Source organism: Enterobacter sp. RHBSTW-00901 (assembly GCF_014103115.1).
GTDB lineage: Bacteria > Pseudomonadota > Gammaproteobacteria > Enterobacterales > Enterobacteriaceae > Enterobacter > Enterobacter cloacae_P.
The window spans coordinates 1,180,463-1,196,709 of the sequence record NZ_JABXPB010000001.1 but is presented as its reverse complement, the minus strand read 5'-3'; the positions used below and the strand labels follow the sequence as shown (position 1 = coordinate 1,196,709).

15 protein-coding genes are annotated in these 16,247 nt (G+C 40.5%); all 15 read left to right on the top strand.

Annotated elements, in window-relative coordinates:
• The first annotated feature begins 12 nt into the window (after positions 1-12).
• The 15 genes from wcaM to gnd all read left to right on the top strand — a co-directional run bounded on the left by wcaM (position 13) and on the right by gnd (position 16,101).
• Positions 13-1,410: a colanic acid biosynthesis protein WcaM gene (wcaM, locus tag HV318_RS05880; RefSeq protein WP_182271973.1), complete on the top strand. Its 1,398-nt coding sequence runs from the start codon at positions 13-15 to the stop codon at positions 1,408-1,410.
• Between the two features lie 181 nt (positions 1,411-1,591).
• Positions 1,592-2,587, top strand: a complete 996-nt coding sequence (locus HV318_RS05875; RefSeq protein WP_182271972.1) for an NAD-dependent epimerase/dehydratase family protein — start codon at positions 1,592-1,594, stop codon at positions 2,585-2,587.
• A 215-nt stretch (positions 2,588-2,802) separates the two neighbouring features.
• Entirely contained in the window at positions 2,803-3,699 is an 897-nt protein-coding gene (gene galF / locus HV318_RS05870; protein ID WP_182271971.1) for a UTP--glucose-1-phosphate uridylyltransferase GalF, read from the top strand.
• A 374-nt stretch (positions 3,700-4,073) separates the two neighbouring features.
• Complete coding sequence (gene rfbB / locus HV318_RS05865) at positions 4,074-5,159, top strand: dTDP-glucose 4,6-dehydratase (RefSeq protein WP_182271970.1); 1,086 nt, start codon at positions 4,074-4,076, stop codon at positions 5,157-5,159.
• Complete coding sequence (rfbA, locus tag HV318_RS05860; protein ID WP_182271969.1) at positions 5,159-6,028, top strand: glucose-1-phosphate thymidylyltransferase RfbA; 870 nt, start codon at positions 5,159-5,161, stop codon at positions 6,026-6,028. Before rfbB ends, rfbA begins: the two co-directional genes overlap by 1 nt.
• Positions 6,025-6,432, top strand: coding sequence for a sugar 3,4-ketoisomerase (locus HV318_RS05855; RefSeq protein WP_182271968.1), 408 nt, complete (start codon positions 6,025-6,027; stop codon positions 6,430-6,432). Before rfbA ends, HV318_RS05855 begins: the two co-directional genes overlap by 4 nt.
• A gap of 85 nt (positions 6,433-6,517) precedes the next feature.
• On the top strand, positions 6,518-7,621 hold the full coding sequence (locus HV318_RS05850) for a DegT/DnrJ/EryC1/StrS family aminotransferase (protein ID WP_182271967.1): 1,104 nt from the start codon (positions 6,518-6,520) through the stop codon (positions 7,619-7,621).
• A complete protein-coding gene (locus HV318_RS05845) occupies positions 7,618-8,868 on the top strand; it encodes an O-antigen translocase (protein WP_182271966.1) in 1,251 nt (416 codons plus the stop codon). The genes HV318_RS05850 and HV318_RS05845 overlap by 4 nt, the downstream gene beginning before the upstream one ends.
• Before the next feature lie 10 nt (positions 8,869-8,878).
• The gene (locus tag HV318_RS05840; RefSeq protein WP_182271965.1) at positions 8,879-9,418 is read left to right on the top strand and encodes an acyltransferase; all 540 of its coding nucleotides are present in this window, start codon (positions 8,879-8,881) and stop codon (positions 9,416-9,418) included.
• A gap of 13 nt (positions 9,419-9,431) precedes the next feature.
• On the top strand, positions 9,432-10,367 hold the full coding sequence (locus tag HV318_RS05835; protein WP_182271964.1) for a glycosyltransferase family 2 protein: 936 nt from the start codon (positions 9,432-9,434) through the stop codon (positions 10,365-10,367).
• A gap of 10 nt (positions 10,368-10,377) precedes the next feature.
• A complete protein-coding gene (locus HV318_RS05830; RefSeq protein WP_182271963.1) occupies positions 10,378-11,658 on the top strand; it encodes an O-antigen polymerase in 1,281 nt (426 codons plus the stop codon).
• Positions 11,659-11,713: 55 nt separating this feature from the next.
• Positions 11,714-12,793: a glycosyltransferase gene (locus tag HV318_RS05825; RefSeq protein WP_182271962.1), complete on the top strand. Its 1,080-nt coding sequence runs from the start codon at positions 11,714-11,716 to the stop codon at positions 12,791-12,793.
• The gene (locus tag HV318_RS05820; protein ID WP_182271961.1) at positions 12,790-13,707 is read left to right on the top strand and encodes an NAD-dependent epimerase/dehydratase family protein; all 918 of its coding nucleotides are present in this window, start codon (positions 12,790-12,792) and stop codon (positions 13,705-13,707) included. Before HV318_RS05825 ends, HV318_RS05820 begins: the two co-directional genes overlap by 4 nt.
• 25 nt (positions 13,708-13,732) lie before the next feature.
• Positions 13,733-14,542 (top strand): glycosyltransferase, encoded by an 810-nt coding sequence (locus tag HV318_RS05815; RefSeq protein ID WP_182271960.1) that lies wholly within the window; start codon positions 13,733-13,735, stop codon positions 14,540-14,542.
• A 152-nt stretch (positions 14,543-14,694) separates the two neighbouring features.
• The gene (gnd, locus tag HV318_RS05810) at positions 14,695-16,101 is read left to right on the top strand and encodes an NADP-dependent phosphogluconate dehydrogenase (RefSeq protein WP_182271959.1); all 1,407 of its coding nucleotides are present in this window, start codon (positions 14,695-14,697) and stop codon (positions 16,099-16,101) included.
• The last annotated feature ends 146 nt before the right edge of the window (positions 16,102-16,247 follow it).

The following is a 16,247-nucleotide window of genomic DNA, read 5'->3' as shown; positions in this document are numbered from 1 at the left end:
CACCGAGGTTGTATGCTGAAAAAGATGACTCGACGCCGCTTTGTCTCTTCCTTATCCGTCCTGGCAGCCATGCCGTTGTTGTCCTCCCGTGCGGCGAACGCGGCAGCCGGGAAGACGGTCTCTGTGAATCAGTACAACAATAACGACTGGATCGCCGCGTTTAAGCAAGCGTTTAGCGAAGGCGATACCGTCGTTGTCCCTGCCGGATTCACCTGTGAAAACATCAATACCGGGATTTTCATTCCCGACGGCAAAACGCTGCTGATCCGGGGGGCATTGAAAGGGAATGGCCGGGGACGTTTTGTCCTGCAGGAAGGGAGCAAAGTCATTGGCGAAGGCGCGGGACGCACGGAGAACATCACGCTGGATGTTCGCGGCTCTGACTGCGAGATAAAAGGGCTGGCGATGAGCGGTTTTGGCCCTGTCGCGCAGATTTTCATCGGCGGTAAGCAGCCTGCTGTTATGCGTAATCTGGTGATTGATAATATCAGCGTGAGCCAGGCCAACTACGCCATTCTGCGCCAGGGGTTCTATAATCAGGTTGATGGTGCCCGTATTACTAACAGTCGATTCAGCCATTTGCAGGGGGATGCCATTGAGTGGAACGTGGCCATCAACGACCGCAATATCCTGATCTCCGACCATGTGATTGACAATATCAACTGCACCAACGGTAAGACCAACTGGGGGATAGGTATTGGCCTTGCCGGCAGCACCTACGACAACGACTACCCGGAAAAGCAGACCGTGAAGAACTTTGTGGTGGCGAATATCACGGGCAGCAATTGCCGTCAGCTAGTGCACGTCGAGAACGGGAAGCACTTTATCATTCGGAATATAAAGGCAAAAAATATCACGCCGGATTTCAGCAAAAAGGCGGGAATAGACAACGCCACCGTCGCCATTTATGGCTGTGACAATTTCGTCATCGATAATGTTGATATGGTCAATAGCGCCGGAATGTTAATCGGCTATGGTGTAATAAAGGGGGATTATCTGTCGATTCCACAAAACTTCAGGCTTAGCGATATTCGCCTTGATAATCGTCAGCTTGACTATAAGTTGCGCGGAATACAGATTTCATCCGGTAATGCCACCTCGTTCGTCGCCATTACCAACGTTGACATACAGCGCGCCACGCTGGAACTGCACAACAAACCACAGCATCTTTTCTTACGCAATATCAATGTGATGCAGGAGGCTGCTATTGGACCTGCGCTGAAGATGAACTTTGATCTGCGCAAAGATGTACGCGGGAAGTTTATGGCAAAAGACGAGACGTTGCTGTCGATGGCAAACATCAAGGCGGTAAACGAGAAAGGGCAGAGTTCGGTAGATATCGACCGTGTCGATCAGTTGGTGGTGAATACGGAACGGCTGAATTTTGTGCTTCCCAGCCAGGGCAAATAAATTAAGACGGGGCGTTCGGTTGAATTCGATGATCCCCCTAAATTTTGTTACTGAACTCGGCCCATTTAGGGTCTATAATCCGTGCCATTATTTGCAACATACATCTTATCTAGAGCGGTGCCTTACGGAAGATAGTACCAACCGTGGGTTTGCCCAGAACACATAACGCATTGAGTGGTTTATGAACGATAAAGTTTTGTTTATTGGCGCGTCTGGCTTTGTTGGGACACGTTTGATTGAGATTGCCCGGAATGAATTTGACGTAACAAACTTCGATAAGCAGCAAAGTCACTTCTATCCTGATATCACTGTCACTGGTGATGTTCGAAACCAGGAACAACTCGATCAGGCTCTCGCAGGGTTTAACACGGTGGTGCTCCTGGCGGCTGAACATCGCGATGATGTGAGCCCAACGTCGCTCTACTATGATGTCAATGTTCAAGGCACGCGTAACGTTTTGGCTGCAATGGAAAAAAATAATGTCAAAAACATTATTTTTACCAGCTCAGTTGCCGTTTATGGCCTTAATAAAGTCAATCCTGATGAAACGCATCCTCAAGATCCTTTCAACCACTACGGCAAAAGCAAATGGCAAGCCGAAGAGGTTTTACGCGAATGGTTCGATAAATCGCCTCAGGAACGTTCTTTGACCATTGTGCGACCAACGGTAATCTTTGGAGAACGTAATCGCGGCAACGTATACAACCTCCTGAAGCAAATTGCGGGTGGCAAATTTGCTATGGTTGGTGCAGGCACCAACTATAAATCAATGGCTTACGTTGGGAATATTGTCGGGTTTATCAAATTCAAGCTGGCGAACGTCAAAGCTGGCTATGATGTATACAACTATGTCGACAAGCCCGATCTGAACATGAATCAGTTAGTATCTGAAGTTGAAAAGAGTCTTAGCAAGAAGATCCCATCAGTTCATTTGCCGTACCCACTGGGTATGGTTGGTGGGTATTGCTTTGATATTCTTAGCAAAATCACCGGAAAAAAATATGCAATCAGTTCTGTGCGGGTAAAAAAATTCTGTGCGACCACCCAGTTCGATGCCAGCAAAGTGCACAGCTCAGGTTTTAACGCGCCGTATACCTTGTCTCAGGGATTAGACCGTACATTGAAGTATGAGTTTGTCCATGAAAAGAAAGATGACATCACCTTCATGTCTGAGTAACGCCTGATTAGTGCGATTTGTCGGAAACAGGCGATTAATTACCTTTTGCGGTAGGGTTTCCGACAATTCTGGGTCACACTTGAGGCGTAATGAGCTTAAGTAGTGTGAGTTTCAGCTCGAAACATGATTTGCATGAGGCGCAGTAGACTTCATTAATCAGGCATTCTTCCTGGTCAGGTCTATACTTCGTCAACCATTTTAAGGTGGAAGAAATAATGATTAATTTGAAAGCAGTCATTCCGGTAGCGGGCCTGGGTATGCATTTGCTGCCAGCCACAAAAGCGATTCCTAAAGAGATGCTACCGATCGTCGACAAACCGATGATTCAATACATCGTCGATGAGATTGTTGCTGCAGGCATCAAAGAAATCGTCCTGGTTACTCACTCTTCCAAGAATGCGGTAGAGAACCACTTCGACACCTCCTACGAACTTGAAGCGTTACTCGAGCAGCGCGTCAAACGTCAGCTGCTGGCGGAAGTTCAGTCAATCTGTCCTCCTGGCGTGACCATCATGAACGTGCGTCAGGCGCAGCCGCTGGGTCTGGGGCACTCCATTTTGTGCGCTCGCCCGATTGTCGGTGACAATCCGTTTATCGTGGTACTGCCGGATATCATTATCGATAGTGCTTCTGCGGATCCGCTGCGTTACAACCTGGCGGCAATGGTCGCACGGTTTAATGAAACCGGTCGTAGCCAGGTGCTGGCTAAACGCATGGATGGCGACCTTTCTGAGTACTCGGTTATTGAGACAAAAGAAGCGCTGGAGACGGAAGGGCAGGTGAGCCGCATCGTTGAGTTCATCGAAAAACCGGATCAGCCACAGACGCTGGATTCCGATTTGATGGCGGTAGGTCGTTATGTCCTCAATGCGGATATCTGGACCGAACTGGAAAAAACCGAGCCAGGTGCCTGGGACCGTATTCAACTGACTGATGCAATTGCCGAACTGGCGAAAAAACAGTCTGTTGATGCCATGCTGATGACTGGCGACAGCTACGATTGCGGTAAGAAAATGGGGTATATGCAGGCATTTGTAAACTACGGACTGCGTAACCTGAAGGAAGGGACGAAGTTCCGAAGCCGAATTGAGAAATTGCTGGCTAACGACTGATATACCTCTGCGCTAACATAAACGGCAACCACTACTCTGTTAAGTCATTATGTAATCAGAATGGTGGTTGTCGTTTTTTATTATAAAAATCAATAATAACAGCAAGTTATCTGGTGCGTTTTTGGGCTGATTTGTAACGATTTGTGCTTGTTTCTTCAGTCGAATAGGACGACAATTAGCGCCAGTTTTGCAGTTGTCTAGCGGCAATTTCGATCCGGTTTCAGACCACAGCAAATGACATATTCAAACTTCGCTCAGTGCACTGGTAGCTGTCAAGCCAGGGGCGGTAGCGTGCATAATTTCTGGAATCACGATTATTAGCAGGGTTTCAGAGTACCAATATCTACACATGTCTAATAGATGGAAAAGATAACGTGAAAATTCTTGTTACGGGTGGGGCCGGTTTTATCGGCTCGGCGGTTGTGCGACATATTATTAAAGATACCCAGGACGAAGTCGTCAATGTGGATAAGCTGACGTATGCCGGCAACCTTGAGTCGCTTATCGATGTCAGCGATAGCGATCGTTATGCCTTTGAGCATGCTGATATCTGTGACAAAGCTGCCATGGATCGAATCTTTGCTGAGCATAAACCTGATGCCGTAATGCACCTCGCAGCTGAAAGCCACGTTGATCGTTCTATTACCGGTCCGGCTGCATTTATTGAAACCAATATCGTGGGAACTTATGTACTGCTGGAAGCTGCGCGCGCGTACTGGTCCACGCTGGATGACATAGCGAAGAAAGCCTTCCGTTTTCATCACATCTCAACGGATGAAGTATATGGTGACTTGCCACACCCTGATGAGAACCTTGCATCAGCCGAGCTGCCACTCTTCACTGAAACCACCGCTTATGCGCCAAGCAGCCCTTATTCTGCGTCAAAAGCTTCCAGTGACCATCTGGTTCGCGCGTGGCTACGTACCTACGGTTTTCCTACTATTGTTACCAATTGTTCAAATAACTACGGACCGTATCACTTCCCTGAGAAATTGATCCCGCTGGTTATTTTGAATGCGTTGGAAGGTAAGGCCCTGCCAATTTATGGCAAAGGTGACCAAATTCGTGACTGGCTGTATGTGGAAGATCATGCCCGTGCATTGTACACCGTTGTGACTCAGGGGCAAATTGGCGAAACCTATAACATCGGTGGTCATAATGAAAAACAGAACCTTGATGTAGTTAATACCATTTGCGACTTGTTGGATGAAATTGTGCCAAAAGAAGGTTCGTACCGCGATCAGATCACCTATGTCAAAGATCGCCCAGGACACGATCGTCGCTATGCAATTGATGCAGCGAAAATTGGTAATGAGCTAGGCTGGAAGCCAAAGGAAACCTTTGAAAGTGGTATTCGTAAAACGGTAATGTGGTATTTAGCGAATGAGCAGTGGGTCAATAATGTAAAAAGTGGAGCGTATGCTTCCTGGCTTTCTAAACAATATGGAGATAATAATTAATGAAAGGCATTATTCTTGCTGGTGGCTCTGGAACAAGGCTTTATCCAATTACTATGGGGGTTTCTAAACAATTACTCCCTATATATGATAAACCTATGATTTATTACCCACTGTCGGTGCTAATGCTGGCGGGTATACAAGATATTTTAATTATTACGACACCAGAAGATCAGGCTGGATTTGTCAGGCTGTTAGGTGATGGAAGTCAGTTTGGAGTTAATCTGAGTTATGCCATCCAACCAAGCCCAGATGGCCTTGCACAGGCATTTATAATTGGTGAGGAATTCATTGGTAATGATTCAGTTTGCCTTGTTTTAGGCGACAACATTTTCTTCGGCCAGGGTTTTACACCAAAACTGCAAATGGCAAGTAGCAGAGTCAGTGGTGCAACGGTTTTTGGCTACCAGGTAATGGATCCTGAACGGTTTGGTGTCGTGGAATTTGATGCCAATTTTAAAGCACTGAGTATTGAAGAAAAACCGAAAAAACCTAAATCCAACTGGGCAGTGACAGGTCTTTATTTTTATGATAATGATGTAATTAATATTGCGAAAAATATTAAACCATCGCTCAGAGGTGAATTGGAAATAACAACTGTTAACGAAGTGTATCTTCATAATAATAATTTAAATGTTGAATTATTAGGTCGCGGATTTGCATGGCTTGATACAGGTACTCATGATAGTTTGATTGAAGCTGGCAGTTTTGTTGAAACGGTCCAAAAGCGCCAGGGCATGATGGTTGCTTGCCCTGAAGAAATCGCCTGGCGCAATGGATGGCTGAGTAATGAAGACTTAATTAAATTGGGTGGCAATTTAAGCAAAAACCATTATGGTCAATATTTGATAAAGCTGGCTAATCATATATGAAAATAGATTTCATTCCTCTTCAGGTTCACGGTGATGAACGAGGTGCATTAATTTCTCTTGAAAGAGAAATTAATATCCCATTCGATATAAGAAGGGTATATTATATTTTTGATACAAAGAGCGGTGTTACTCGTGGGTTTCATGCTCATCGGAGGCTAAAACAGGTTGCGATTGCTGTGAAGGGTAGTTGTCGTTTTATCCTGGATGACGGTAGCGAGCGAGTCAGTGTTATATTAGATAACCCGGCACAAGGGCTTCTCATCGATTCATTTATTTGGCGTGAAATGACGGATTTTACTGAAGATTGTGTTCTGATGGTTATTGCTGATATGGAATATGAAGAATCAGATTATATCAGAGATTATTCTGCATTTAAAAATTTAGCACAACAACAGCAGGGATGAATCTCTTGTGTGACAAGATAGCAATTGGTATCCGATTCTAATTTCCTGCTAGTTGATAAGCAACGTACAAATAATGGTGAAAAAAATGGTTGACTTCTTAAATCTTAAAAAAATAAACAATCGTCAGAAGGATGAGTTACTCAGCGCTGTAGAAAAAGTAATTGATTCAGGCTGGTATATTATGGGTGAAGAGCTTAAAGCTTTCGAGCAGGAATTTTCAGAATATTGCCAAGTTAACTATACCCTTGGTGTTGCTAATGGTCTGGATGCACTTACTTTAGTCCTCCGAGCATGGAAAGAAATGGGTAAGTTAAAAAGTGGTGATGAGGTTATTGTTCAAGGTAATACTTATATAGCCTCGGTTTTAGCTATTACTGAAAACGATCTCGTTCCAGTTTTAATTGAGCCAGATAGTAATACTTTTAATTTAAATGCCAATAATATCCGAACTGCAATTTCTGATAAAACTAGGGTTATTTTGCCAGTACATCTTTATGGTCAAATCACTCCTATGAAGGAAATTATGGAGATTGCACGCGAATACAATCTGTTGGTTCTTGAGGATAGTGCCCAGGCTCATGGTGCTCAAATTGATGGCAAACGGACTGGCAGTTGGGGCGATGCTGCTGGTTTTAGCTTTTATCCTGGGAAAAATCTGGGGGCATTGGGGGATGCAGGAGCTATCACAACGAATGATCCGGAATTATATAATGTATTGAAAGCATTAAGGAATTACGGTTCTGAGCAGAAGTATTTGAATATATATCAAGGTGTTAATAGCCGTCTTGATGAAATACAAGCTGCCATTTTGCGCGTAAAACTGAAAACGTTGGGAGAAGATATTGAAATTAGGCAGGGTATCGCGAGACGTTATCTTTCAGAAATAAAAAACCCACTGCTGGAATTACCATATATTGAAAATATGGAAAACCATGTGTGGCATTTATTCGTGCTGAAAACCAATCAGCGAGAAGAACTACAAAGCTGGCTTCATAAACATAACATCCAGTCCCTCATTCATTATCCAGTTCCACCACATAAGCAAAATGCATATAAAGAGATGAATGGACTTTCATTACCACTGACTGAAGCTCTGCACAAAAAAGTGTTATCCATCCCTATGGACCCAACAATGTCAGATGACGATATAAGCGCCGTAATTGAGGCTTTAAATGGTTTTGTGGGATGAAAAAACTTTTAAAAGTGACCGCCTCAACTGGAGTTTTAACCCTGGCTAAAATGGCTATGGGATTTGCTATCGCTAAGGTTGTTGCAATTTATACAGGGCCATCAGGTATGGCCCTCCTTGGGCAGATACAGGGATTTGTAACTGCATTGACAGGGGTCATTAATGCACCGGTAAGTAACGGTGTAGTAAGGTATACATCTGAATATAGCAAAAATGGTTTTAATGATTGCTCGCCATGGTGGCGAGCTTCATTAATTTGGGTTGCGGCTATTTTTTTTATATTATTACCTGTTTCATTATTAGCTTCCGATAAACTTTCCGTATATTTTTTTGGTGATATCCAATATTATTGGATTATTATATTAACAGTGTTGCTGTTACCAATTTCTGCACTTGGAACTCTTTTTCTTTCTATAATTAATGGTTTTCAAAATCATAGGCGATTCATTGCTCTAAACTTTTTTTCAGTGATGATATCAAGTGTTGTAATGATTTTATTAATTATTAGGTATAATATTCAAGGGGCAATAATTGCAGCAGCAATTCAAACGGCATTAATTGGCCTTGTTATATTACTAGTTAATTTAAATCAGCAATGGATGCAGATAAAAAATTTTATCGGTCATATAAATTTATCATCATTCAATGGTATAGGTAAATATGTTCTTATGGCGATGACGAGTGCACTTGTCATGCCAGTAGCATTGCTGATTATCCGAAATGTTTTGGTGCAACATACAGGTTGGCAGGGAACTGGTCTCTGGCAGGCCGTATGGAAAATTTCTGAAGTTTACTTAGGTGTGATCACTATAGCCTTGAGCACCTATTACCTGCCTAAGTTGTCTCAACTAAATGATATAGACAGCATTATGCGAGAAGTCACCTCAACGGCAAAAATCATTGTTCCTGTCATATCTATAATTGCTGCTATGGTTTATGCATGTCGAGATATTTTGATTGATATGTTATTCACAAGTGAATTCAGGGGAGCAAGGGAGCTCTTTTCTGTTCAGTTATGTGGAGACGTGATAAAAATTATTGCATGGCTATATGCATTTCCGATGCTATCACGATGTGCGGTAAAATGGTATTTATTCACTGAGATATTCTTTGGTGTCATGTTTGTCATTTTATCATATATATTGATCCCTATGTTTTTATTACATGGTGCTAACTATGCTTATCTGATTAGTTACATTTTTTATAGCATTATTGTAATATTAAATGTTAGACGATTTTCAGCATAGGAAAACCCACTTGAATTTTATTATCAAAGCTTATCGTGTTGTATTTAATATTGTATGTCTTTTTATTTTAAAAAAAATATCGAAAAATACAATTTCATTTAAGTCACCAAGGCTGGGAAAAGGTCTAAATATTACCGCCATCAATAACTCTATTTTGGATATTAATAATTTATCGGCCAGGAATAATTTAAGCATCTTTGTCAGTCATGGAACATTGATTTTCGAAAAGGACTGTTTTGTCAATAATGATTGTTCATTTAATTGTTTGAAAAGTATCCGGATTGGCGAGAATACAATATTCGGTGAGGGAGTTAAAATTTACGACCATGATCATTCTATAGATGAGAATTACGTTGTAAGCAAAACTGATTTTGTAACATCACCAGTAATGATAGGTGCTAACTGTTGGATAGGCTCTAATACGGTCATCTTAAAAGGCGTAAGTATTGCAGATAATGTCATCATTGGTGCTAATTCGCTAGTGAATAAATCTGTTTTAGTGTCAGGTATATACGTTAATAAGAATGGCTCATTGACTAAAATTAAATGAAGACAGGCCTTGTATGATCGATTTTGAAGTGAAGGAAATTATCACAGTAGCGGTTATCTCTTACAATTCAGGCAATACTATAGCTGATACATTGAATAGCATAGTTAGCCAAACTTATAATAAAAATGCCATTGAAGTTATCATCGCTGATGATGGATCGAGAGATCATACGTTGTCTGTAGCCCAGCAATGGAAAGAACAAAATAATCATCTCTTTAATAATATTGTGATTGTCACTCATGAGAAAAATAGAGGAGTAGCGGCTAATTGCAATCAAGCATGGCAGTTAGCCTCTGGTTCATGGATAAAAACCATTGCAGCAGATGATTTGCTATTACCTAATTGTATCGAATTAAATGTCAGATTTATTTCTCGCCACCCTAAGGCTAAAATAGTCTTTTCTGATATGATACCATTTACAGTTGATGGGAAAAATACTCCGATTAAACATGATAAGAAGAAAATTTGTGCAAATCAACAGTTGCAGCTAAAAAACATTCTTTCTGAGTGTTATCTACTTGCTCCAACAGGATTTATTAGTAAAGACGTATTGGAATATGTAGGTTATGCAGATGAGTCATATCCAATGATCGAGGATTATCCGCTTTGGCTTAAATGTTTGAGAAGCGGTTTTACGCTTTCTTATATGGAAGAAAATACAGTTCTTTATCGTAAGGGTGATTCTTTGTCACAGCAAGGAAGTAGAATTGGTAATTTACTATATCTACAATCTTTATATTCGTTTCAAAAAGAGAAAATTTGGCCCCTGTTGCCTGCGAGTATGCTACTAAAAAAATGGGATGATTTTTTGCTCTTCAAGCAAAAAACTGTATGGATGAAAATTTTCGGTAATAAAGTGACCGTGCCATATCTTGTTGTCCAAAAATTAATGTTTTTATTAAGACCTTATAAAGTGTTTAATGTGACAAAAAAAAATCTAATAAAGTAGAGAGAAAAAGATGGCTATAAATGTGTTGTTGATGCTATTTTTCGTGATGATTACTTTATTTGCAAATATTCGGTTGCGAATTTTTAGCTTTAAACCAACAGTGTTGGGAGCAATATTCCTTTTGGCTCTTTTTGTACAGATTGTTCCCGGTACAATACTGGTAGCATTTTTTAACTATCCAATGTCATTTGGTGTTGATACACTTATAACCGATGAAAGTAAAATAGAAACGTTCAGGTATACGTTCCTGTCAATATCAATTTTGCTGCTTATCGTTTCTCTTTCTTCTTATGTCTGCAGATTTGATATTGATATTGATAAGTTAAATACAAATCATCTGCGAGCCAAGCTAATTACATTTTTTTCCTTTGTGGTAATTTGTATAAAAATATTGTCAGTCGGGGATATTCCATTTTTAATGGCCCTGAGAGGGGATTTTGATGGGGCTGCTTTAGCGAAAGCTCAAATACTTAAGAATGAAGTCGGGTTTGGTGGTTTATTCATTGGTTATATATTTGTTTATTTCCCTTATATTTCACTTGTATATTCATATTGTCATAAGAGAAAATATACATTCGGTCGATTCCTTTTTAAACTCAATCTCTTACTGATAATAATATATAGTATGTACGATATGCAAAAATCAAAGCTTATTGTCGTACTATTTATCCTGTTTATTCTTTACTTAAAGTCTTCAAAACGAATTAATTATCTACTTATAACGATTATCCCTGCTATGAGTCTAATGCTTCTGTGCGCATTCTTTATACTCTTGCATAATATACCCATAGGCGAGGTATTTGACTCTGTTTTGGCCCGGTTGTTTATAGGTCAAACCGAAGGGTCATTTATGATTTATCAAGCATTAACTCCGGATATTTCTCGTATTGCCTATGGAATGCCTTTGGGGGGACTTTTTGGTATATATGCAATAGATCCGGCAGCTGAAATTATCACAATATTTTTCCCTACAGCAGGCGATGCATGGGTCAATTCAAATAGCTATTTCCAGGCTCATGCATGGTCGATTTTTGGTGATGCTTCGTTAATATTAGGCCCATTTTTTGTAGCCCTGAATATAATAGGGTTGTATTTCCTTAAAGAAATTTTCAGTAAGATTGATAGGACATATGCTAGCAGTGTTTATATCGTATCTATATTGACTTTGCCGATTGTTAATGATTTTTCATATTTTCTTTTCTTCAAGTCTTGGTTTTGTATAATTGTATTAATGATATTTTACATCATAACGATAAAAATTGTAGAGCTCACGTGTAAAGTAAAAAACTAAGAATTTGATTTTTATTTTAATATCTAAATTGTTTAAACATAAATTTGGTAGCTATATGAAAGTACTACATATTGTTGGGAATAAAATAGAATCATCAAATGGCATAGGTCGTTTGTTGCCTGAAATGATAGAAATGCAAAATAAATACAGCGAAAATATGGAATGTGCACTCTGCTGTGTAAATGATGTGTATAATACATCTGCATTCACAGTTATTAATAAGTATGAAATGAATGATAAAATTATTGATGACTATGATGTTTTTATTTTCCATGGATTATATTTTTATTCCTATATTAGCCTGGCTAAGAAAATTTTATCACGCAATAAATTATATTTTGTCAAACCGCATTCAAGTCTTATTATTAGTGCGCAGAAAAAATCGTTTGCAAAAAAAATCATAGCCAACTTTGCTTTCTTTCGGCGCTTTATAAAGAGTGCTAGCGCAGTAATATTTACTAATGAAGATGAAGCTAAAAATTCTGTTCAATGGAATTCTAATTCCTTCTATGAAGGAAATGGGCTTTCAAGTGTTCAGGTGCCAGATCTAATTGTAAGAAAGAAACATAAACCATATAAGTTTGTTTATCTTTCCAGGATTGATTTTACACATAAAGGTACTGATATTCTCCTTGATGCTTTGCAACTATTGAAGGATAAATATAAGCTTAAAAATCTAAATCTTTCGATATACGGCAAGGGAGATGAAAGTGAAGAGAGTGAACTTATTCAACGAATCCAAAAACTCAATTTTCCTGATGTGACTTTCAATGGTCCTATATATGGAAAAGAAAAAAACAGAATGCTCTATGAAAAAGATATTTTTATTTTGTCCTCACGATATGAAGGATTCCCGATGGCTATACTGGAAGCTTTGGACTCTGGTTTGCCATGCCTTGTCACCCGTGGTGTGAATATGACGACCATTATTGAAAAGCATCAGGTTGGGTGGGAGTGTGAGACAACAATTCAAGGTGTTGCTGAGTTAATCTTATCAGTACTCAATACGGATGAAACTTTGATTGATAATATGTCGGCTCACGCTCGAGAGTATATTATAAAAGAACACAATTGGCCTTCACTCGTTAATTACTCTGAATCGACTTATACAGATATATATAAGAGGAATATGTGAAAGAAAAGATTCTCATTTTAGGAGGGGCAGGGTTTATTGGGGTCAATCTCATTGAACATTTTTTACAACATAACCATGATGTGATCGTCTATGGAAGAACAAAACCTTTAGGCTTCGAAGGTAGAATCACATTTGTTGAAGCTAATTTAACTGACATCAATGAAAAAAAAGAATATCTCAAGAGCCTTGAGATTGACACGGCTATATACTTGATAAATAGTTTCTCTGTCAATTCCAAAGTTAATAACTATCAGGCTCTGTTGGACGAAAATAAATATCTGATAAATGAGATTTTTGATCTTGTTGAACGTTTTATCTTTTTCTCTTCCGGTGGGCGAGTTTATAAGAGCAGTGAACGGCCTCACCATGAAGATGAACACCTTGAGGCTGTGTGTGACTATGGAAAAAGTAAAATCGCTCTTGAAACTTTTGTCACAAAATGCGGAGCCTGCAAGAAAAAGAAATTTCTTATAGTGAGACCTTCAAATCCTTATGGGCCTCATCAAACATTAACTGGTAACCAAGGATTGATTGCTGTCCTTACTGGGCGCATAATTTCTGGTCAGGTTGTGGATGTGTGGGGAAGTGGGAATGAAGTAAGGGATTATATATATATAAGGGATTTTGCTAAAATATTCTATGCACTTTTTTGCGTCAAAAACCCTCGATATAATGTATACAATATAGGATCATGTACAGGTGAGTCGACGTTATCTATTTTGACAGCTGTTCGTAGGTGCCTGCCAAATTATAATGTCCAACTTAACTATATTCCTAACGATACTATAATTAAGTCCAACATACTTTGTAATAAACGTGTATTGGAAGAAATCGGTGTTTACAACTACACCGATATCAATTCTGGAATTGCACAGTTTGTTGAGTGGTTGCAGATTACATCACGGAATAAATGATAGCGGTTTTTATTCGGGATTATTCATGAAAATAAGTGTTTTATTATCTCTATATATAAAAGAATCTCCAGATTTTTTGGACTCATGCCTTGCCAGTTTGTATAATCAAAGCCATTTCCCCGATGAGGTCGTTATTGTTTTCGATGGGCCTGTTACTATTGAGCTGAATGAGTGTGTCGCCAGGTGGTCAGAAAAATTACCCATTGCAATTGTAAAAATTAAAAATAATGTAGGCTTGGGTGAAGCATTAAATATTGGTTTAAAATCCTGTAGACATGATATTGTTTTTAGAATGGACACTGACGATATATGTCACAAAGATCGTTTCATGAAACAGTTGTCTTATTTTGAGAACAACCCAGAAGTAGGATTGTTGAGCTCGACTGTTGGTGAATTCAGGGAATCTATTGATGACGTTTATGCCTGCCGGAAACTGCCGCTGACGCACTCAGAGATTTTACAGTTTGCAAAAAAAAGAAATCCTTTCAATCATATGGCTGTGGCTTTTAGACGGGATTTAGTAATGGCAGCGGGAGGGTATCAACGTGAATATTTATATGAAGACTATGCGCTATGGGTTCGAATGATTCAAAATGGTGTCATTACTGCTAATCTGCCCGAAACGCTGGTTTATGCTCGAACTGGAAATGGAATGGCAGCCCGGCGTTCTGGCCTTAAATATGCGAAATCAGAGTTTGCAGCACAAGTTAATTTTTATAAAACTGGTTACCTAAGTTTTTCTGAATTGATTAGAAATTTATCGATCAGAATACCTTTAAGACTTGTCCCTGTCTCAGTTCTATCATTGTTATATTCAACTGTTTTGCGTAAGTGAATTATATTTAGATGATTGTTTTTCTAAAAATGCTTTTAAGAAATTAAAAGTTATAATAAACATTTATCGTCGGCCATCTATCCGCTAAGATACAATGTACATTGAAATACTCAGCCGTACGTGCTGAGAAACACACCTGACAGGAGTATGTAATGTCCAAGCAACAGATCGGCGTTGTCGGTATGGCAGTGATGGGGCGCAACCTGGCGCTCAACATCGAAAGCCGTGGTTATACCGTCTCCGTTTTCAACCGCTCCCGTGATAAAACTGAAGAAGTGATTGCTGAGAACCCTGGCAAGAAACTGGTTCCTTTCTATACGGTTAAAGAGTTTGTTGAGTCTCTGGAAACGCCTCGTCGTATCCTGTTAATGGTGAAAGCGGGCGCAGGTACAGATGCTGCCATTGACTCCCTGAAACCTTATCTGGAAAAAGGCGATATCATCATCGACGGTGGCAACACCTTCTTCCAGGACACCATCCGTCGTAACCGTGAACTGTCTGCTGAAGGCTTCAACTTCATCGGTACCGGCGTATCTGGTGGTGAAGAGGGTGCACTGAAAGGCCCATCCATTATGCCTGGCGGTCAGAAAGATGCATACGAACTGGTTGCGCCTATCCTGACCAAAATCGCAGCTGTGGCTGAAGATGGTGAGCCGTGCGTAACCTATATCGGTGCGGATGGTGCAGGCCACTATGTGAAGATGGTTCACAACGGTATCGAATACGGCGATATGCAGCTGATTGCAGAAGCATACTCCCTGCTGAAAGGCGGCCTGAATCTGTCCAATGAAGAGCTAGCTGAAACCTTTACTGAGTGGAACAAAGGCGAACTGAACAGCTACCTGATTGACATCACCAAAGATATCTTCACTAAGAAAGATGAAGAAGGTAAATATCTGGTTGATGTGATTCTGGATGAAGCAGCGAACAAGGGTACCGGTAAGTGGACCAGCCAGAGTTCTCTGGACCTGGGTGAACCACTGTCTCTGATCACCGAATCCGTATTCGCACGCTATATCTCCTCTCTGAAAGAGCAGCGCGTTGCCGCATCTAAAGTGCTGTCTGGCCCGCAGGCTAAATCCGCTGGGGACAAAACGGAATTCGTTGAGAAAGTCCGTCGTGCGCTGTATCTGGGTAAAATCGTCTCCTATGCGCAAGGTTTCTCTCAACTGCGCGCAGCATCAGACGAGAACAACTGGGATCTGAACTACGGCGAAATCGCGAAGATCTTCCGCGCAGGTTGCATCATTCGTGCTCAGTTCCTGCAGAAAATCACCGATGCTTACGCTGAAAATGCAGGCATCGCTAATCTGCTGCTGGCACCGTATTTCAAGAAAATTGCTGACGAATACCAGCAGGCGCTGCGTGACGTTGTTGCCTATGCTGTACAGAACGGTATTCCGGTTCCAACCTTCTCCGCTGCAGTGGCGTACTACGACAGCTATCGTGCTGCCGTTCTGCCTGCCAACCTGATCCAGGCGCAGCGTGATTACTTCGGTGCGCACACTTACAAACGCACGGATAAAGAAGGTGTGTTCCACACCGAATGGCTGGACTAAATTAAGTTCCATCTATCTGATTTTAAATAAAGTAGATAGACTGTTTGATGTCACGGTATAAGAGAGTATGTATTAAGTAACCTCAGAGCCTGATTTCACATTGTTGTTGAATTCAGGCTCTGATATTTGTTAGTTAAGTTTTTATT